Source organism: Comamonas trifloxystrobinivorans (assembly GCF_043359985.1).
Classification (GTDB): domain Bacteria; phylum Pseudomonadota; class Gammaproteobacteria; order Burkholderiales; family Burkholderiaceae_C; genus Comamonas; species Comamonas trifloxystrobinivorans.
The window spans coordinates 114,352-131,847 of sequence record NZ_JBHZGV010000011.1; the positions used below are offsets into that span (position 1 = coordinate 114,352).

The 17,496-nt window shown below is 64.2% G+C and carries 18 protein-coding genes and 1 pseudogene; 14 read left to right on the forward strand and 5 right to left on the reverse strand.

The genetic code is table 11. The features are described 5' to 3' along the window. Nucleotides 1–22: 22 nt before the first annotated feature. A complete protein-coding gene (locus ACFIQF_RS14860; RefSeq protein WP_393944017.1) occupies nucleotides 23–556 on the forward strand; it encodes a hypothetical protein in 534 nt (177 codons plus the stop codon). Between the two features lie 256 nt (nucleotides 557–812). Here ACFIQF_RS14860 and ACFIQF_RS14865 read toward each other — a convergent pair whose 3' ends face one another. Beyond that, on the reverse strand, nucleotides 813–1,607 hold the full coding sequence (locus ACFIQF_RS14865; protein WP_393944019.1) for a crotonase/enoyl-CoA hydratase family protein: 795 nt from the start codon (nucleotides 1,605–1,607) through the stop codon (nucleotides 813–815). A gap of 220 nt (nucleotides 1,608–1,827) precedes the next feature. Here ACFIQF_RS14865 and ACFIQF_RS14870 point away from each other — a divergent pair, with 220 nt between their 5' ends. The 8 genes and pseudogenes from ACFIQF_RS14870 to ACFIQF_RS14905 all read left to right on the forward strand — a co-directional run bounded on the left by ACFIQF_RS14870 (nucleotide 1,828) and on the right by ACFIQF_RS14905 (nucleotide 9,624). Beyond that, nucleotides 1,828–2,811, forward strand: coding sequence for a Bug family tripartite tricarboxylate transporter substrate binding protein (locus ACFIQF_RS14870; RefSeq protein ID WP_393944020.1), 984 nt, complete (start codon nucleotides 1,828–1,830; stop codon nucleotides 2,809–2,811). Between the two features lie 40 nt (nucleotides 2,812–2,851). Further along, nucleotides 2,852–3,640, forward strand: coding sequence for an enoyl-CoA hydratase/isomerase family protein (locus ACFIQF_RS14875; protein ID WP_393944022.1), 789 nt, complete (start codon nucleotides 2,852–2,854; stop codon nucleotides 3,638–3,640). 410 nt (nucleotides 3,641–4,050) lie between these two features. Continuing rightward, complete coding sequence (locus ACFIQF_RS14880; RefSeq protein ID WP_393944023.1) at nucleotides 4,051–4,815, forward strand: SapC family protein; 765 nt, start codon at nucleotides 4,051–4,053, stop codon at nucleotides 4,813–4,815. A gap of 46 nt (nucleotides 4,816–4,861) precedes the next feature. Beyond that, nucleotides 4,862–5,473 carry a GNAT family N-acetyltransferase gene (locus ACFIQF_RS14885; protein WP_393944025.1) on the forward strand — a complete coding sequence of 204 codons (612 nt, stop codon included), beginning with the start codon at nucleotides 4,862–4,864 and terminating at the stop codon, nucleotides 5,471–5,473. A gap of 8 nt (nucleotides 5,474–5,481) precedes the next feature. Beyond that, nucleotides 5,482–7,278, forward strand: a complete 1,797-nt coding sequence (locus tag ACFIQF_RS14890) for an AMP-binding protein (RefSeq protein ID WP_393944027.1) — start codon at nucleotides 5,482–5,484, stop codon at nucleotides 7,276–7,278. Nucleotides 7,279–7,282: 4 nt separating this feature from the next. Next, nucleotides 7,283–7,540 (forward strand): acyl carrier protein, encoded by a 258-nt coding sequence (locus ACFIQF_RS14895; protein WP_393944029.1) that lies wholly within the window; start codon nucleotides 7,283–7,285, stop codon nucleotides 7,538–7,540. A gap of 8 nt (nucleotides 7,541–7,548) precedes the next feature. Further along, nucleotides 7,549–8,298 (forward strand): annotated as a pseudogene (locus ACFIQF_RS14900) (SDR family NAD(P)-dependent oxidoreductase); the annotation flags it as partial. Between the two features lie 96 nt (nucleotides 8,299–8,394). After that, on the forward strand, nucleotides 8,395–9,624 hold the full coding sequence (locus ACFIQF_RS14905; RefSeq protein WP_393944186.1) for a cytochrome P450: 1,230 nt from the start codon (nucleotides 8,395–8,397) through the stop codon (nucleotides 9,622–9,624). Nucleotides 9,625–9,692: 68 nt separating this feature from the next. Here the strand turns inward: ACFIQF_RS14905 and ACFIQF_RS14910 are convergent, their stop codons facing one another. After that, nucleotides 9,693–10,115 carry a PaaI family thioesterase gene (locus ACFIQF_RS14910; RefSeq protein ID WP_393944031.1) on the reverse strand — a complete coding sequence of 141 codons (423 nt, stop codon included), beginning with the start codon at nucleotides 10,113–10,115 and terminating at the stop codon, nucleotides 9,693–9,695. A 118-nt stretch (nucleotides 10,116–10,233) separates the two neighbouring features. Between ACFIQF_RS14910 and ACFIQF_RS14915 the strand changes: the two genes are divergently transcribed. Next, nucleotides 10,234–10,731, forward strand: a complete 498-nt coding sequence (locus tag ACFIQF_RS14915) for a flavodoxin family protein (RefSeq protein ID WP_393944033.1) — start codon at nucleotides 10,234–10,236, stop codon at nucleotides 10,729–10,731. A 26-nt stretch (nucleotides 10,732–10,757) separates the two neighbouring features. Here the strand turns inward: ACFIQF_RS14915 and ACFIQF_RS14920 are convergent, their stop codons facing one another. Then, nucleotides 10,758–11,642, reverse strand: a complete 885-nt coding sequence (locus tag ACFIQF_RS14920; protein ID WP_393944035.1) for a hypothetical protein — start codon at nucleotides 11,640–11,642, stop codon at nucleotides 10,758–10,760. Nucleotides 11,643–12,079: 437 nt separating this feature from the next. Here ACFIQF_RS14920 and ACFIQF_RS14925 point away from each other — a divergent pair, with 437 nt between their 5' ends. The 4 genes from ACFIQF_RS14925 to ACFIQF_RS14940 all read left to right on the forward strand — a co-directional run bounded on the left by ACFIQF_RS14925 (nucleotide 12,080) and on the right by ACFIQF_RS14940 (nucleotide 14,969). Next, nucleotides 12,080–12,550, forward strand: coding sequence for a CopD family protein (locus ACFIQF_RS14925; protein ID WP_393944036.1), 471 nt, complete (start codon nucleotides 12,080–12,082; stop codon nucleotides 12,548–12,550). Nucleotides 12,551–12,761: 211 nt separating this feature from the next. Continuing rightward, nucleotides 12,762–13,307: a hypothetical protein gene (locus ACFIQF_RS14930; protein ID WP_393944038.1), complete on the forward strand. Its 546-nt coding sequence runs from the start codon at nucleotides 12,762–12,764 to the stop codon at nucleotides 13,305–13,307. A 58-nt stretch (nucleotides 13,308–13,365) separates the two neighbouring features. Continuing rightward, nucleotides 13,366–13,992, forward strand: coding sequence for a superoxide dismutase (locus ACFIQF_RS14935; RefSeq protein WP_393944040.1), 627 nt, complete (start codon nucleotides 13,366–13,368; stop codon nucleotides 13,990–13,992). Nucleotides 13,993–14,042: 50 nt separating this feature from the next. After that, nucleotides 14,043–14,969: a ZIP family metal transporter gene (locus tag ACFIQF_RS14940; RefSeq protein WP_393944041.1), complete on the forward strand. Its 927-nt coding sequence runs from the start codon at nucleotides 14,043–14,045 to the stop codon at nucleotides 14,967–14,969. Between the two features lie 63 nt (nucleotides 14,970–15,032). Here the strand turns inward: ACFIQF_RS14940 and ACFIQF_RS14945 are convergent, their stop codons facing one another. After that, complete coding sequence (locus ACFIQF_RS14945) at nucleotides 15,033–15,743, reverse strand: GntR family transcriptional regulator (RefSeq protein WP_393944188.1); 711 nt, start codon at nucleotides 15,741–15,743, stop codon at nucleotides 15,033–15,035. A 39-nt stretch (nucleotides 15,744–15,782) separates the two neighbouring features. Beyond that, the gene (locus ACFIQF_RS14950; protein ID WP_393944043.1) at nucleotides 15,783–17,480 is read right to left on the reverse strand and encodes a sigma 54-interacting transcriptional regulator; all 1,698 of its coding nucleotides are present in this window, start codon (nucleotides 17,478–17,480) and stop codon (nucleotides 15,783–15,785) included. Nucleotides 17,481–17,496: the final 16 nt, after the last annotated feature.

Genomic DNA, 17,496 nt, shown 5'->3' on the forward strand with positions numbered 1-17,496 from the left:
ACACCCAGGAGTTTCCATGCTCATGTCTGCAGCATTGCGCGCGCTCGCGCCCTTCTCGCTCGTCGCTGGCCAGCCCATTGTCCAAATGCTCCAGCGCGCCACCACCCTCAACGCTCGCCGCGGCCGCAAAGCCAGCACTGGCGCCGCCAACGACAGCCAGCACGCAGCGCAGGTGCATTGCTTTATGGCAGCATCTTCTGCCGCCCCCCGCGCCACCAGCCAGCAACTGAGTCTGCTGGATACCGATAGCCAGGCGGCTGCCCAAGAGCCCGTGCAAGAGCCAGAACCCAGCCAACGCCCGATTGACCGTATTCGCCTGCCGCGCAAGCCCGCCACGCGCCGCCGCCTGCCAGCCACGGCTGCAGCGCCACAGAGCTTTTTGTCGGTGCAGCGCTGCAGCGCCCAGGCCGCCAACGATGCCTCGATCAAGCGCTACTGGGCCAAACCCAGCAGCCTGCAACGCGAGCGCGGCATGCGCTGGGCCATGACAGGCAGCATGGCCGATATCTGCGCCGAGCTCGAACGCCTGGAGCGCTTGGAACGCCAGCACTGCTGAAGCAGGCTGCGCAATCAGCCTAGCAACCGCCCTGTCACCTCACAAGCAGCATCTAGCGCGCAGCGCGGGCAGTGGCCATCGCATCGGCACGAACAGTACTGAATAGCGGCAGAGGCAGCTATAAAAAAACAGCTGCCGCAGTTTTGCGCTGCAGCAGCTGTTTTATCCAGGCCCCCAATCAGAGCAACGGCTTGGGTTGTGTGGCTAGCCAGCCTGCCCAGATTGGAAACCTAGGCCTGGATCGTAATACCAGGCCTCAGCCCTTGAACTCCGGCTTGCGCTTTTCCAAGAAGGCGCTCACCGCCTCGCGGTGGTCGGCCGTTTGGTGTGCCAGTGCCTGGTAGGCAGCCGACAGTTCCAAGATCGAAGCCAAGCTTTGGTGCATGCCTTCGCGCAGCAACTTCTTGGTCATGCGGGTGACTTGCGGCGGGTTGGCTGCAATCTCCAGCGCCAGCGCATTGGCCGCTTGCAGCAATTCCTCGTGCGGCACCACTTGCGACACCAGGCCCCATTGCAAGGCGGTGGCGGCGTCAATCATGCGGCCCGTCAAAGACAGCTCGGCAGCGCGCGACATGCCAATCACCCGCGGCAGCAACCAGGCACCACCGTCGCCGGGGATGATGCCCACTTTGACAAAGCTCTCGGCAAACTTGGCCTTGTCCGAGGCAATGCGCAGATCGCACATGCAGGTCAAATCCAGCCCCGCGCCCACGGCCGGGCCGTTGACGGCGGCAATGGTGGGCACTTCCTGGTTGAACAGCGCCAGCGGCAAACGCTGAATGCCTTGGCGGTAGTCTTCGCGGATGCGCATGCCGTCCACGTCGCCAAACGACTGCTCTTGCATGGTCTTGATATCGCCGCCCGACGAAAACGCCGGCCCTTCGCCGGTCAGAATCACCGCACGCACCGAACTGTCGGCGCGGATTTTCTCGATCGCCTGCAAAAACTCGTCCACCGCCGTGTTCCCGGTCAAGGGGTTGCGGCGCTCGGGTTGGCACATGGTCAGGGTGACCACATGGCCGCTTTGCTCGTATTTCAAAAATGCTGTCATGGCATGGCTCCTTCAGTTTTGCCAACGAGCATACGGGCAAAACCCCTGTCGCGAAACCTATCAGCTGAGAGCATTTTGATATTGGACGCCTTCGCCAAACCGCCCTAGCCTGCAAACGATTCACCAAGCGCAGCGGGAGCTGCGCTGGCCCTCGGCCCCGCCTGCATGCGAACAACGACCTTGCCAAACAAGGCACACCGGACACCAAGGAGACAGCCCCATGCAAAAACGCCTATTTCTACAAGCTCTGGGCCCCGTGGCCGCAGTCGCTGCTTTGCTCACTACCTGGCCGGCGCTGGCGGCCGATGCGCCCTTGCGCTGGGTCGTGCCTTATCCTGCAGGTGGCGCCGCCGACCAGATTGCGCGCATTGTGGCCAACGATGTGGGCCAGGCCAGCGGCCAAGCCATCGTGATAGAGAACAAAGGCGGAGCCGCTGGCATGATTGCCGCCGAAACCGTGCTACGCGCAGCGGCCGACGGGCAAACTTTCTTCGTCGGCTCCAATGCGCCCTTGGTCATCAACAGCGCCATCTACGCCAAGATAAGCTACGACCCAGCCAAAGACTTTGTGCCCGTGGTCGGTCTGGGCAAAGCACCGCTGCTGCTCGTCACCCGCAAAGACCTGGGCGCGGCCGACGTCAAAGCGCTGGTAGCCAAGGCCCAGCAAGCACAACAAGCAGGCAAACCGCTGACCATGGGCTCAGCCAGCAGCGGCAACATCACACACCTGGCTGGCGAATACGCCAGCGACCGCCTCGGCTTCAAAGTCACCCACGTACCGTTTGCCGGCAGCGCGCCTGCCATCACCAGCATGATGGGCGGCAATGTCGATGTGATGTACGACGCACTGCCGTCCTCCATGCAACAAGCCATTGGCGGTCGCATTGTGCCGCTCGCTATTTTGGACAACCAGCGTTTTCCGCAGCTGCCGCAGGTCCCCACTCTGGCAGAGCTGGGTTTTGCCGGCACCGAAGCCAGCGCCTGGTTTGGCCTGGTGGCTCGCAACGGCACACCGGCCGCCGCTATTGAGCGCATGAACCTGGCTGTCAACCAGGCACTGGCCAAGCCCGATGTGCAAGACAAGCTGCGTCGCATAGGTGCCCAGCCGCTCGCCGGAAGCGCCGCAGAATGGGGCGATTTCATTCGCTCCGAGCGTGAGCGCTGGATTCCGGTCGCCAAGCGGCTGGAGATCAAGGCCGAATAAGGCCGCCACCCTGACATCCCTGTTTGAGTTTGAACCAGCCATGACCTCTTTGACTTTTGAGCTGCGCGGCAGCACCGCCGTGCTCACCATGAACCGCCCCCAAGCCCGCAATGCGCTTGATGACAGCATGCGCACCGAGTTTGCCCAGCGCGTGGCCCAGGTGCGCGATGACCGCAACATCAAAGCCGTGGTGCTGACCGGCGCTGGCGGCCATTTTTGCTCGGGTGGCGACATCAAGGCCATGCAAGCCACCGTGGCCGGCAAGCAAGACGTGTTCGACAGCCGCGCCCGCATGCTCGATCTGCACCGCTGGTTCGATGAACTGCTCGATCTGGAAAAGCCCGTCATCACCGCCGTGCAAGGCAGCGCTTTCGGCGCCGGCCTGTCGCTCGCCTTGGCGGGCGATTTTGTGCTGGCCGCGCCCTCGGCCAAGTTCTGCTGCGTGTTTGCCAAAGTGGGCTTTGTGCCCGATCTGGGCGCCATGTATTTGCTGCCGCGTTTGGTAGGCCTGCAAACCGCCAAAGAGCTGGCCTTTACCGCCCGCGTGGTGGGCGCGCAAGAGGCCCAGCAACTGGGCATGGCCCATCGCGTCACCGGCGAAGACGTGCTGGCCGAAGCCCTGGCGCTGGCCGAGCGCTTTGCCAGCGCACCCACCGAAGCCATTGGCTACACCAAGCGCGTGATGAACCGCGCTTTTGAAAGCCAGCGCGCCGACATTTACCAGCAAGAAGCCCTGGCCCAAACCCTGTGCCGCGAAACCGCTTTCCACCAAGAGGCCATTGCCCGCTTCAGCGCCAAACAATCGCCGCTGTATGACTGGCGTGATTGAACCATCGGTAATGCATTGCCCTGCTCCCGACAAGGCCAGCGCCCAGCCACAACATTTTTAACAATCTCGCCACTGGGCGCGGGCCAACGCATCGGCTCGGGCTGAGGCTCACCCAAGCCATGCTCCGAGGGCTGCCAATTGTTCGCATTGGCGCTTTTTCGGGTGCTTTTTTCGGCTAACCCGTCGCCGAACCTGCATTGACAGCCTGCTGTGCAGGCCTTCCGTTTGCCACGTGCCAGGCCGGCCCACTTTCAAGCTTGGCGCCCGCAGGTCTTGCTCTGCGCCTGCTGCGTTGATGGCAGCCATTTCTGGTGCTATGCTGCGACGCCGCCGCGCTGGAGCGGCACTGTGACGATCCAAGGACCGAATGACTGCCACGCTGCCCCCAAGCCCCAAGCCCCAAGCCTTCCATGCCCGCGCCACGCCCTCCTGTGTTGCCCATGTTCTACCGCGAACTGGTCACCCTGGATTCATCCCTGCACCAGGGCTACGGGCTGCGACCACAGGCGCAATTTCAGGCGGCACAAACGGCCAACGCCGTGCCGCTGGGTGTGTCGGAGTTTGTCGTGGCGGCCAGCCACTACCCCATCGTCTTCAGCCCGCAGGAAGAAAACGCTTTCCCGATTGCGGTGACCGCCATCGTCGAAGGCCGCAACCTGTTTGTGAACGAGCAAGGCCAGTGGCTGGAAGGCAGCTACCTGCCCGCCTGGTTGCGCCGCTACCCGTTCTGGCTGCAGCCCGATGCCGATGGCCAGAACGCCCAGCTGAGCTTTGACCCCAGCGCCGGCCAACTGGTGCCGCTGCAAGAGGCAAGCGATGCGCGCCCCCTGTTCGATTACCAGGGTCAGCCCAACCAGACCTTGTTGGCCGTGGTGCAGCTGTGCAAGCTGTGCGTGGCCGACGCGCAGCAAACCCACGCCTTTGTGCAAGCCTTGCAACAGCACCAGTTGCTGGTGCCGCGCCAGGCGAGTGTGCCATTGGTGGCGGGCGCCGCGCCCTATACTTTGTCGGGCTTTCGCGCGGTCGATATGGATCGCTACCGCCAACTGCCCGATGCCGTGCTGGCCGAATGGGCCCGCAATGGCTGGGCCGCCTTGGTAGCGGTGCACGACATGTCGATGCAGCACAATTGGCAGCGACTGCTCTCCCTGCACCACCAACTCAACCGCGGCTAAACCACCGCTGTTTCTGCGTGCCACCTGTGCTTGCTACCAGCCCACCATGAGCGCCTTCACCATCTCCCTCACCTCGCCGGGCACGGCCGTGGCCTTGCCCACCGGCCGCCCCGTCCACCTGGAATCGGCCAACCTGATCACGCGCAGCCTCACCGCTGCCGATGTCACGCCCGAGTTCGTGCAGTGGTTCAACGACGCACAAATGCTGCGCGGCCTGAACCTGAATGCGCTCAACTTCTCGCTCGACGGGCTGCGCGCCTTTATCGCCAGCTTTGACAACATCGACAACCTGATGCTGGGCATCTTCAGCAAGGCCGACGGTCAGTTGCTCGGCTTCTACAACTTCAGCATCAACCCGCAGCACCGGCTGGCCACGCTCACCATGGGCGCATCGCCGCACGTCAAATCGGCCAACGCGGCGCTGCGCGAATCCTGGTTTCCGGTGTGCGACGAGCTGTTCGACAACCGCAAGGTCGACAAGATCACCGCGCGCGTACTGGCCAACAACCGCCGCCTCGTGTTTGCCGTGCTCGATACCCAGCACTGGGTCTGCGAAGGCAAGCTGATGCAAGAGATTCTGGCCCCGGACGGCCAGCGCCTCGATGTGCTGGTGCTCTCGGTATTCAAGGACCCGAAGCTGCGCCCCAAACCCCTGTGAGCCGCGAGATGAGCGAGGCCACCTCCGCGCTGCCAGCGCGCCAGATGGGCGGGTTTGCCAACCTGCTGGCCGCGCTCGACCATGCGGCAGCTTTCCACGAACTAGGGCACACCTGGTTCCAAGGCTCGGGCCAGACTGAGGCCGCGCTCAGCTACGCTCAGCTGCAATGGCAAAGCGATGCCTGTGCCGAGCGCCTGCGCCAAGCGGCACCCGGTCTGCAGCCCGGCGACCGGGTAGGCATTGTTGCGGCCACCGGCCCCTGGTTTCTGGCCACCTTCTGCGCCTGCCTGCGCCTGGGTCTGGTGCCCTGCCCGCTGCCCATGCCTGCACCGCTGCAAGACATGGGCCGTTACCGGCAGCACCTGCTGCAATTGCAGCAAGCTGCTGGCATGAGCTTGCTGCTGGCCCCGCAAGCGCTGTTGCCATTGCTGCAGCCGGGCCTGGATTGGGCATTACTGGCCCTGGAAGGCGATGTGCCAACTGAGCCTCTGCCCGCTGCCAACCGGGCAAGCACCTCGCCCTTGCGCCGCATCAGCGCGGCCGATTGCGCGCCGGACAGCATTGCCTATCTGCAGTTCAGCTCCGGCTCGACCGCCCAGCCCAAAGGCATTGCCATATCGCACCGCGCCTTGATGGCCAATGTCGATGCCATCTTGCGCCACGGCATGCGGCTCGGCGCAGCCGACCGTGCTTTCTCCTGGCTGCCCTACTACCACGACATGGGCCTGGTCGGTTTTGTGCTGGCCCCGCTGTGCGCGCAAGTGCCGGTGGATTATTTGGCGCCCAGCGCTTTTGCCCGCCGCCCGGCCTTGTGGCCGAGCTTGATGGCCCAGCGCGCCAGCACTGTTTGCTACGCGCCCGGCTTTGCTTGGCAACTGGCCGCTCGCCACAGCGCGGCCGTGCCGGCCGATGCTGATTTGTCCGCACTGCGCATTGCCGGCGTAGGCGGCGACTATGTCGATGCCGCTGCGCTGCAAGCCTTTGCCAGCGCCTATGCCGCGCACGGCTTTGATCCGCAGGCCTTCAAACCCAGTTACGGGCTGGCCGAGGCCACGCTGGCCGTGGCCATCAACCACGCGCCTTACAACAGCTTGGCGCGGCACGCGCTGGTGCAGGCCAACGGCCAGGTTCAGTTGCTGCCCGAAGACAGCGCCGAGACACGGGTTCTGGTGGGCTGCGGCGGCCCTTTGCCTGGCTGGCAGCTACAGATCCAGTCGGCTGACGGCCAGGTTCTACCGGCGCTGCACGAGGGCGAAATCGTGCTGCAAGGCAGCGCCCGGCTCAGCGGCACCTACCAACAAGGCGCGCTGCAAGCCTTGCCCGCAGATGCACCGCTGCGCACCGGCGACCTCGGTTTTGTCGATGGCGATGGCTGCCTGTACATCACCGGCCGCATCAAAGATTTGCTCGTCATCAACGGCCGCAATCTGTGGCCGCAAGACGTCGAAGCCGCCGTGCAGCAAGAGCACGCGGTCGCCGCCGAACACCTGTTGCTGCTGCAAGATGCGCGGCCCGGCAAAAACCTGGCTTTGGTGCTGCTGGTGCATGAAAAAGGCCTGCGCAAAAGCCTGGCTGGCACCGAGATCGACGACGCACGCCTGGCCGCTGCGCTGCAGGCGCTGGCGCAAACCGCCACGGCCACAGCAGGCAGCACTGTCCACGTCTGCATGGTGACCAACAGCAGCATCAGCACCACATCCTCGGGCAAAATGGCCCGACAACCCACGCGCCTGCGTTTCGAGGCCGGCCAGATCCGCATTCTGGCCAGCACCGGCAGCGCCTACCCTGCAACACCGAACCTCTAGCACCATGAGCGAAACCCTGAGCCCCGAAGCGCTCGCCAAAATGCAAGCCCTCATTGCCGAAAGCCTGATGGTGCCGGCCGACAGCATTGGCGCCGACGACGCAATTGCCACCCTGCCCAATATCGACAGTCTGTCTTTCGAGATGATCGTGGTCAGCATGGAATCGGCCAGCGGCCAGTCCATCGACCCGCTGCAGCTGCTTCCCCTCAAAACCGTGGCCGATCTGGCCAAGCTGCTGCAAGCCTTGGAAGCACAGGCATGAGCACCGCCATGGCGCCCTCGCTGACCATCATCACCGGTGCGTCGCGCGGCCTGGGCGAAGCCATGGCCTTGGCCTTGCTGCGCCAGCCGCACAACAGCGTGCTGCACATCGCGCGCAGCCACAGCGATTCTCTGGCGCAAGCCGCCGCCGAGCACCACAATGAGCTGGAGCAATGGCAGTGTGATCTGAGCGAGCCGCAACCCGTAGCACAGCGTTTGCGCCAGTGGTTGCAGCAACTGCCAGCGGGCCAGTATGCAGAGCTGCGCCTTATCAACAACGCCGCCAGCCAACCAGCGCAGATTGCCGCACTGGCCGATACCGATTGGGGCGATATCAGCCGCACCTTGCGCGTTGGCCTGGAAGCGCCAATGGTGCTCACCAGCGCTTTCTTGCAAGGCAGCCGTGCGCTGGCTGCGCAAGGTGTGCGATGCAAGGTGCTGAACATCTCATCCAGCGCCGGGCTGGAGCGTTAAGCGCTGGGCTCGCTGGCTTCGTACAGCGCCAGCAAAGCCGCGCTGGACCAGTTCACCCGCTGCCTGGCATTGGAAGAAGCCGCACTGCCCCATGGCGCGCGCGTGGCGGCCATTCACCCCGGCGTGGTCGACACGGCCATGCACAACCAGTTGCGCAGCACATCGGCCGAGCAGTTTCCGGCCGTGGGCGCCTACGCCTCCCTCAAAACCAGCGGCCAGGTGCGCAGCGCGCAAGACACCGCAGCCACCTTGCTGGACACCTTGGCCAGCAACAACTTTGGCCAGCAAACGGTGGTGGAGCTGGCGGTAACGCCCAACAAGGCGCCAGCGCGCAGCGGCGGCGCCAGCTTTACCTCGCAGTTCTGCCAGCATTTGTACGACATGGCGCGCGAGCAGCGCGGCCGCAATGAAGTGCAGCCGCAGCCCGACGGCCGGCGCCTGCTGGTGATCCAGAACCTGGACGATGCCGATATCGTCATGCGCCGCAATGTCGACAACTATCTCAAGAACTACCAATGGTTCTCGCAGGTGGCGGGCAACTCGCGCTTTACCGACGACGGCAAGCCCTGGCAGTTCCGCCAGGCGCTGAGCCAGCCCTATTTCAACCGCTACGACCCGGCCCGCGCCTTCAGCGTGAGCCAGCAGCATGCGCAGCACCTGGCGCAGCAACTGCGCGCCCAAGCAGGCGCCGAGGTGCTGGACGAAGCGCTGATCCACCAGCACATGCTCGCCATCTTTGTCGAGATGTTCCTGGAGGTAGACCTGTCGCAGATACCGATGCCGCACGACAGCGCCTCGCGCCTGACCGAGCTGGCCTCGAACTGGGCTTTTGTCGAGCCCGGCAGCGCCACCGTGCACAACAGCAAAGAGCTGATCCGCGAGATTTTGCAGCTGCGCAAAAACGTGTTTGGCGCGCTGCAAGGCCTGCGCAGCCTGCCTGCGCCCAGCCCCATGCTGCAAGCCATGTTGGACGCGGAAAAGCAGCCTGAAGCCAAGTTCATGCTCGAAAAAGAGCTGACCATGATGCTCGGCGCTGGCACCGACACCGCCTCGTACTCGGTCGGCTGGGCCCTGCATTTGCTAGCGGCCCACCCGGCCATGCAAGAGCGCTTGCACCAAGGCATGGCTGCCATTTACGCCAGCCATGGCGCTGATGCCGAGGCGCTGCAACAAGCCGTTTGCCGCGACAACGATCTGCGCTGCTTTGTCTCCGAAGTGCTGCGCCTGTACCCGACTGCGCCGTTTGTCCCGCGCATCGCCAAAGAGGCCGACCAGCTGTCCGACATCGCCGTGCAAGCGGGCGATGTGGTGGTGGTGTCGCTCATCGGCGTCAGCGACAAAGCGCAGGTGCGCGCCAACCCCTGGGTGCCGGATCTGGACGCCGCCGCTCAGGAAGGACTGGGTTTTGGCAGCGGCATGGTCTCGGCCTTTGCCTGGGGCAAGCGCATCTGCGGCGGCCGCAGCTTTGCATTGGTAGAGCTGGCCACCGTGCTGAGCGTGCTGATCCGCGAGCTGCGCTTTGAAAGCACCAGCACCGAGCCCGTCACCTTTGAGTGGATTGGCCAGATGCGCCGCCAAGGCGGACACCGCGTGCGTGTAGTGGCGCGTTAAACGCTGCGCCAAAGCACCAAGCGCGGACTGTCCGCACATAGCGCTGGCTGCCGTCCGGCGTCAATAATTCAATACTTCACATGCACAATCGTGGCCTGCAGCAAGGCCACGATCTTGGGCGTATCGGAGCCGGCCTGGTAAGCATGGACCTCGCCCGTACAAACCGCGAGCAGCTTGCCGGCATTGACCACCTTGCCAATGGCCACAAAGCGCTCGCCCAGCGCTGGCCGCATCAGGTTGATCTTGAACTCGGCCGTCACCACCTCATGGCCAGCGGGCGCCTTGGTCAACGCCGCGTAACCGGCCGCGCTGTCCACAATGCTGCTGACTGCGCCCGCATGCAAAAAGCCGTGTTGCTGCGACAGCGCCTTGCTGTAAGGCAGCGCAATCTGCACCTCGCCATCGCTGACCGACAGCAGACTGGCGCCCAAGGTGTGCATCAGGCCCTGGGCATGGAAACTGGTGGAAACGCGCTCGAAAATATCGCTCATGGTGCTGCTCCGCGGTGCTGCGGCAAGTGGTCCGACGGGCCAATCTACCATGGGCACCCGGCCGCGCTGACTGGCCTTGTCTTACGCACGACAGCGGCTTTGCCGCTATGCTCGCGCCATGGCTGCCCCGCAATTGCTCATCGTCTACCACACGCTCACCCAAGGCACGCGCCAAATGGCCGAAGCCGCACAGGCCGGCGCCCTGGCTGAGGGCGGCGTGCAGGTGCGACTCTTGCGCGCCCAAGACGCCCAGCCTGACGATGTGCTGGCCGCCAACGCCTATGTGTTTGCCACGCCCGAGAATTTGGCTGCCATCAGCGGCGTGATGAAGGACTTTTTTGACCGCTGTTATTACCCGGTGCTGGAGCGCATCAACGGCCGTGCCTACGCCAGCCTGGTGTGCGCGGGCAGCGACGGCCACAACGCCGCCCGCCAAATGGCGCGCATTGCCACCGGTTGGCGCTTGAAGGCGGTGGCCGAGCCCATCATCGTCTGCACGCACGCGCAAACGCCCGAGGCAATTTTGGCCACCAAGCACATTGCCGAAGCAGATTTAAACGCTTGCCGCGAGCTGGGCGCAGCGCTCGCCGCCGGCTTGGCGTTGGGCGTTTTTTGACAGGCTGCTGAGCTGCCGCCTGTACCTCACAACAGGCTCGGGCCGCTCCAGCGGCCGCTGCGCAAGCGCTCGGGTGGCTGCGCGGCCCACACCTGGCCGCTCACATCCCAGCTGTCTTCCTGCACGTTCAGACCGGCAAATACACCGTAACCATCGCCCGCACAAATGGCATCGCCCGCCGACAAGCTCTCGCCGGCTTTGATGGCGCCTTGCGCATGGATGTGCTGGCCCGCCCGTATGCCCCAGCCCGCTTCGATATGGCTCACACCCTCAATCGCACCGCCAACGGCAATGCCGTGGCCGGCGCGCAGCGGGCCGGCGCCTGTCAAATCGCCGCCAACGCGCAAGTTCTTCTCGCACTCCACAGCCGCGCCTGCTATCAAAGCCTGGCCCACCACGGCCGATCCGCGCACGTTGACGGCAGCCTGCGTCACCAGATCCCAGGCCACGCGCAAATCCCCGCCTACGCTCAAGCCCTGCTGCACATCCACGCCCCAATCACTGCGCAAATGGCCGCCGCATTGCAGCTTGCCGCCGACAAAAATGGTCGCGCCCGAACGGATATCTTCCCCTACCACCAGATTGCCGCCGCAGCGCAGGCCCGCACCGGTTTGCAACGAACCGCCAATGTGGATGGCGCCGGACACATCGATATCGCCACGCACCCGCACATTGCCAGCAAACACCAGGGCATCGGCATCGAGCCGGTCCAGCTCCAGCACCGCGGTGGTGGGGCCAAAGTTCTCCAGCAACCACACCGCATCGTCAATGCGGCCTGCGGCTACCAGCGCGTCCAGCGCTTTCTGGTAGCCCACACCGTTTTCCAAATTGCGCAAATACCAGCGAAAACCCATTGCGCAAGGGCTCTTGGAACGCAGAAACTGCGTGGTCAATTCCATGGTCTGGTTCATGTCCGTCTTCCTGTGCTTGCCAGGGCTGCGCTGCTGCGTGCCCCAAAACCTGTGCCAAGGCGGCACGCGAGCCCTGATTGCCAAAGCCTGGGCGTGCAGCCACCATCGCGCTGAGCTCAAAGGCCCGGCGATGCAGAAGAAGCGCGTGAATGCGGTGGGGGTTTATCGCCGGGCAGGAGAATGTGCGACCGGCTTGTAAGGCCAGATGTCGCGCACGGCAGAGCCTCCGAACCAACCGGTCGGCGCCAGCAAACAGCTTGGGGAGGCGAGAGAAAACATAAGCCCTTATCGTAGCAGCGGCGGCAAAAGCGCTGGCCGCAGCACCCGCATGTCGCACGCCGGGGCGTGGTCTTTGCGGACCGCGGGCATTGGTACTGCGGCACGGCCAGCATCGCGATAATGCTGCTGTTTGCCCTTATTCAACTCCAACGCCCACCATGCTTTACATCAGCCTCAAAGCCATCCATTTGTTTGCCATCATCGTCTGGGTCGGCGGCATGGCGTTTGCCCATTTCTTTCTGCGCCCGGCTCTGGGCACGCTGCAACCACCCCAGCGCCTGACACTGATGCGCGACGTGCTGCAGCGCTTCTTTGCCGCAGTGCTGGTGGCCATCGTGCTGATTCTCATCAGCGGCCTTGGCATGTGGGGGCTGGTGCACAGCATGGCTGCACAAGCCGGCGCCAAAGCACCCACACCGGTCTCGTGGATCGTGATGGCCGCGCTGGGCCTGGTGATGATGGCCGTGTTCGGCCACATCCGCTTTGCCCTGTTCAAACGCCTGAACGCTGGCGTCAACGCCCAAGACTGGGCAGCGGCAGGCAAGGCTCTGGGGCAGATTCGGCCCTTGGTAGCGCTGAACCTGGCGCTCGGCGTGGTGATTGTGCTGATGCTGCGCCTGCCCTTCTGAGCCGCGCAGTTTTCGCCCATCCCCTCCAAGCCCGCTGCCAGCGGGCTTTTTTGCGCCTTCCCCGCCGCGCAGACCGCGTGACACAAGCCACTGATGCGAGCCTGGATTTTTATCTAATACGAACGATTCTCATTTAGTATTGCAAACCATCATCCCAATCAACACGCGTCCGGGCCTGTCCCGACGCCCTCTGCGTGGAGGCCAACGCTCCGTGTTCCCCGATATCGACCAACTGCTGCAAGAGCACGGTGTGCTATTGCGCCGCTATGCAGCCTTGCAGCAGCGCTGCACAGCGCAGGCCGAAGCGCATCAGCAAGAGACTGCGCAGCTGCAAGCGCTCGTCACCCGCTTGCGCGCCCAGCTCATTGCTCGCGACACTGCCTTGCATTGGGAGCGCGAGGACAGGCACCAGCAACTGGCTGTTGTCGCCATGCGCTCGGCAGCACAGGCGCTGCAACACTGCTTGCTGCCCCCAGCTGCGCCGCCAACCGACACAGCAACTGAAACTGCGCCAATTGCCAGCGGCGGCAACGCTGCGCTTATGCAACTGCACAGCCAGCGCGCCGCTGAACTGGTGATTTGCCAAACCGGCTGCATCAGCCACGGCAGCGTTTGGCGCGACGAAGAACTGTGCAAGCGCACAGGCACCAGCTGCCTGCTGCAAACCCATCCCACCGCGCAGCAAACGCCAATCGCTCAGGCGACGCAAACCTGGTCAATGCACGCCAACCGCATCACCGCCAAAGAGCTGGAGTGACTCCGCAGCTTGCTGCACTGAGCCACCGCTCCGCCTTATCCACCCGACGAGACTCCTTATGCCCTACACCTTGCCAGCACTGAACTACGCCTACGACGCCCTGGAGCCGCACATCGACGCCCAGACGATGGAGATCCACTACAGCAAACACCACCAAACCTACGTCAACAACCTGAACGCTGCGGTGGCCGGTACCACCTATGCCGACTGGCCCGTGGAGCAACTGGTGGCACAACTGCCCACCCTGCCCGAGCAGCGCCGCCAAGCAGTGCGCAACAACGGCGGCGGCCACGCCAACCACAGCCTGTTCTGGCGCGTGATGTCGCCCAAAGGAGGCGGCACCCCCAGCGGTGCGCTGGCCCAGGCTATCGACACCGAACTGGGCGGCTTTGAAGCCTTCAAAACCGCATTCACCCAGGCCGCGCTCAGCCGGTTTGGCAGCGGCTGGGCCTGGCTCAGCGTCAACCCGCAAGGCCGGCTGGTGGTGGAAAGCAGCGCCAACCAAGACTCGCCGCTGATGCCCGGTATTGCCTCGGGCAACACACCGATTCTGGGCCTCGATGTCTGGGAGCACGCCTACTACCTGAAATACCAGAACCGCCGGCCCGAATACATTGCCGCCTTCTACCAGGTGATCGACTGGGCCGTGGTCGCCCAGTATTACGCAGCAGCCACCAAACACTGAACCTGCACCACCAACAAGACACCGCACGCGCACCAACGTCAGCCACCAACATGGACCATTCACCCGTACCGGCAAGCCCCAACGTCTCCCCCGCAGGCAGCCCGCCTTTGCGCCTGAAAACCCGCATCGGCCTGGCCATCTGCGCACTGGGCGTGTTTGCGCTGTGTGCCCTGGTCTGGCGTGGCTTGCAACACCAACCTTCGGTACGGCACGCGCTGCTGGGCGGCAGCATGGCCGCGCTCGCCACCGCCTTGGGCACCTTGCCCGTGCTGCTGGCTCAGCGCCCCTCGGAGCGCCTGCGCGATGCCTTGTTTGGCTTTGGCGCTGGCGTCATGCTGGCGGCGTGTGCCTTCTCCTTGGTGCTACCGGCATTGGAGGCGGCTCGCCACGCATCGGTGCTGGGCGGCAGCGCCTGGGCTGCAGGCGGCGTGGTCGGCAGCGCCATCTTGCTGGGCGGCGCAGCTCTGCTGGTGATGGACCGCCTGCTGCCGCACGAACACTTCATCAAAGGCCGCGAAGGCGCCAGCACCCAACAGCTGCGCCGCGCCTGGTTGTTTGTGTTTGCCATCACTTTGCACAACCTGCCTGAAGGCCTGGCCATCGGCGTGGGCTACGCCGGCAACGAGGGCTTGCGCGCCAACGCCTTGGCCATCGGCATCGCCATTCAGGACGTGCCCGAAGGCTTTGTCGTCGCCGCCGCCCTGCTCTCGGTCGGCTACACGCGCGGCTTCGCCGTGCTGCTGGGCATGCTCTCAGGCTTGGTCGAACCCGTGGGTGCCGTGATCGGAGCCGCCATCATTGGCAGCTCCGCCCTGCTGCTGCCCTGGGGCCTGGGCTTCGCCGCCGGCGCCATGCTCTTCGTCATCAGCCACGAAATCATCCCCGAATCCCACCGCCAAGGCCACGAGTTCCACGCCACCACCGGCCTGATGCTGGGCTTTGTGCTGATGATGGTGTTAGATACGGCGCTGGGCTGAGGCAACTGTCGCAATTGCTGTCTGTTTACTTCAAGCACAGTTTGGCAAAGGGATACGCGGGCTTCAGCTATCAGCCACAGGCAACACAATCCGCCCTTCCCGCAAAGCGCGCAGCAGCTCATGGGGTGTGGCGCAGATGTGGGCTTCCAGGGCCAGTGCGGCGCGGGCGTCCTGGCCGGCAAGGGCCAGTTCGTAGATCTCCTGGTGCTCGGCATGCACATCGCGCACGGTGCCTGGCAGCTCAATGGCGAACGAGCGGTAACGCTCGATGTGGCGCGACAGCAAACGCAGCACCTTTTGCGCCCAGGGCGAAGGTCGACCGCCCATCAGAGCTTCGTGGAAGCGCAGGTTCAGCGCTTCCCAGCGGCCCCGGTTGTCGCGGGTCAGTGGCTGCTCCATGGTAGAGAGCGCTTCGTAGCTCGCCTGCAGGCGTTCGCGCCAAGCGGCATCGCCATGGCGGATGGATTCGCGCAGTGCGTGGGTTTCTATGTGAACGCGCAGCCTTGTGATGTCTTCCAGCTCGTCAATGGCGATAGGCGTTACGCGGAAGCCGCGCTGCCCTTCGGCCGACACCAGGGCGTCGCTCACCAGCCGCGTCAGCGCTTCGCGCAGCGTGCCTGCGCCCACGCCATAGGTTTGGCGCAAGTACTCCACCCGCAGCTTGCTGCCGGGCAACAAACGGCCTTCGATGATGTCGGTGCGCAACTGCGCATAGGTCTGCTCGGTCAGGGTGCGCGAGACTTCGCCCGGGCCAAAGCCTTGGCTTTGCAGCATGGAGTCGATTTGTACGTAGGTGCGTTTGGCCATGGGGTATCAACTCTCGTCGTCTGTCGGGGCACGGTCGCGGCTGCGAGCCAAGCGGTAGCTCAGCTGCGGCCGCGTCAGGCCTAAGGCGCGGGCTGCGGCGGCCAGGTTGCCGCCGGCTCGGCGAACGGCCTCCAGCAACAGTCGCTCTTCCAGGGTTTGCAAGCTCAGACCTTGGTCAAGCATGGCTTCGTACAGGGCGGGCAGTTCCATTTTTTTCGGCCCCGCAGGCGCTGCAGCCGCCAGCCTGCACAAGTAGCCTTGCTCGTCTACGCCGCTGTGCCCACCTTCTTGCCACTGCGGAAACAAGTTGTCCACATCCAGCAGACCATGGTCCGGCGCCAGAATCAGGCCGCGCTCCAGCAGGTTCTCCAGCTCGCGCACATTGCCTGGCCACTGGTGCTGGCGCAGTGCGGCCAACGCTCGGTCGCTCAAGCCCGCCACTTTTTTGCCATGCAGGGCCGAGAACTTCTGCAGCAGGTGTTTGGCCAGGGGCTCAATATCGTCCGGCCGCTCGCGCAAGGCCGGCACCCGGATGGGGTAGACATTCAGCCGGTATAGCAAGTCAGCCCGGAACCGCCCTTGCGCCACCGCTTGCTCCAGGTCCACATTGGTGGCGGCCACCACGCGAACATCCACGGGGATGGGCTTGCTGCCGCCCAAGCGCTCCACCTCACCGGTCTGCAGCACCCGCAGCAATTTGGCTTGCGCGGGCATGGGCAGCTCGCCCAATTCATCGAGTAGCAAGGTGCCACCGTTGGCGCGCTCAAAGCGCCCCGGGCGCGTGGCATTGGCGCCAGTGAACGCTCCTTTTTCAGCGCCAAAGAGTTCGCTTTCGATGAGCTCGGCCGGCAAAGCCGCGCAGTTGATGGCAACAAACGGCTGGCTGGCCCGGGCGCTCATGGCGTGCAGCGCGCTGGCAAAGCGCTCTTTGCCCACACCCGTCTCGCCCGTCAGCAACACCGTCACCTGGGTCGGTGCCGCCTTGCGCAGCAACTCCAACGCGGCTTGAAATGCCGGCGACTGCCCCAGCAACGGCCCCTGCACATCTTGCGCAGGCGGGCTCTCACGCAACGCGTTTGCGTGGGCAGGCGGATCGTCCAGCCGCACCAGCAATGATTCGGGCGTGTAGTCGCTGGCCAGCTGCGCGCCATCAGGCCACTCGTGCACAAAACGCCCTTCGATCAAGCAGTGCGCGTGGCCGCAGGCTTCGCACTCCAGCTCTTTGAACAGCACCTGTTTGCCCATCAAAGCGCTGGTATAGCCCGAGGCATAACCCAGCTGCATCCAACACGCTGGATCGCTTTGCACACCGCTTTCGCGCAGCCGGGTTTCGGCTTCCCAGCTGTTTTGCCAGCGCACCTGGCACAGCAGGTGGTCCGCCTCTTCGTCCACCTCAAACACCAGTGGCGTTGCTTGCACTGCGCCTTCGAGCCCATGCAGTTGCGGCCCTACGGCAAACATCTCGAACAAGCTGCTGTCGGGCCGTACCTGCCGCGCCAGCAGGGCATCGCGCTCGCCTGCGGCATAGCCGCTGCGCATGAGCACGCGCCGGGTATGTGCAGCGCCCAGCGTGTTCATCAGCTCTTGGTGCAAGGCCATGAGCGAAGCCGAATGCAGCAGCAGCATGCGCTGCCCCGACAGCCAGATCAGCCCGTCCTGACTCGAAAAGCGCAGCAGCTTGCGCAAATCGGCATCAGGCGGCATCGGAAGGTTCTGCAAA

Bases quoted from the DNA above. Each gene is read 5' to 3' on its own strand.
- ACFIQF_RS14860 (WP_393944017.1), top strand. From the start codon at position 23: ATGTCTGCAGCATTGCGCGCGCTCGCGCCCTTCTCGCTCGTCGCTGGC.
- ACFIQF_RS14865 (WP_393944019.1), bottom strand. From the start codon at position 1,607: ATGACAGCATTTTTGAAATACGAGCAAAGCGGCCATGTGGTCACCCTG.
- ACFIQF_RS14870 (WP_393944020.1), top strand. From the start codon at position 1,828: ATGCAAAAACGCCTATTTCTACAAGCTCTGGGCCCCGTGGCCGCAGTC.
- ACFIQF_RS14875 (WP_393944022.1), top strand. From the start codon at position 2,852: ATGACCTCTTTGACTTTTGAGCTGCGCGGCAGCACCGCCGTGCTCACC.
- ACFIQF_RS14880 (WP_393944023.1), top strand. From the start codon at position 4,051: ATGCCCGCGCCACGCCCTCCTGTGTTGCCCATGTTCTACCGCGAACTG.
- ACFIQF_RS14885 (WP_393944025.1), top strand. From the start codon at position 4,862: ATGAGCGCCTTCACCATCTCCCTCACCTCGCCGGGCACGGCCGTGGCC.
- ACFIQF_RS14890 (WP_393944027.1), top strand. From the start codon at position 5,482: ATGAGCGAGGCCACCTCCGCGCTGCCAGCGCGCCAGATGGGCGGGTTT.
- ACFIQF_RS14895 (WP_393944029.1), top strand. From the start codon at position 7,283: ATGAGCGAAACCCTGAGCCCCGAAGCGCTCGCCAAAATGCAAGCCCTC.
- ACFIQF_RS14905 (WP_393944186.1), top strand. From the start codon at position 8,395: ATGGCGCGCGAGCAGCGCGGCCGCAATGAAGTGCAGCCGCAGCCCGAC.
- ACFIQF_RS14910 (WP_393944031.1), bottom strand. From the start codon at position 10,115: ATGAGCGATATTTTCGAGCGCGTTTCCACCAGTTTCCATGCCCAGGGC.
- ACFIQF_RS14915 (WP_393944033.1), top strand. From the start codon at position 10,234: ATGGCTGCCCCGCAATTGCTCATCGTCTACCACACGCTCACCCAAGGC.
- ACFIQF_RS14920 (WP_393944035.1), bottom strand. From the start codon at position 11,642: ATGAACCAGACCATGGAATTGACCACGCAGTTTCTGCGTTCCAAGAGC.
- ACFIQF_RS14925 (WP_393944036.1), top strand. From the start codon at position 12,080: ATGCTTTACATCAGCCTCAAAGCCATCCATTTGTTTGCCATCATCGTC.
- ACFIQF_RS14935 (WP_393944040.1), top strand. From the start codon at position 13,366: ATGCCCTACACCTTGCCAGCACTGAACTACGCCTACGACGCCCTGGAG.
- ACFIQF_RS14940 (WP_393944041.1), top strand. From the start codon at position 14,043: ATGGACCATTCACCCGTACCGGCAAGCCCCAACGTCTCCCCCGCAGGC.
- ACFIQF_RS14945 (WP_393944188.1), bottom strand. From the start codon at position 15,743: ATGCTGCAAAGCCAAGGCTTTGGCCCGGGCGAAGTCTCGCGCACCCTG.
- ACFIQF_RS14950 (WP_393944043.1), bottom strand. From the start codon at position 17,480: ATGCCGCCTGATGCCGATTTGCGCAAGCTGCTGCGCTTTTCGAGTCAG.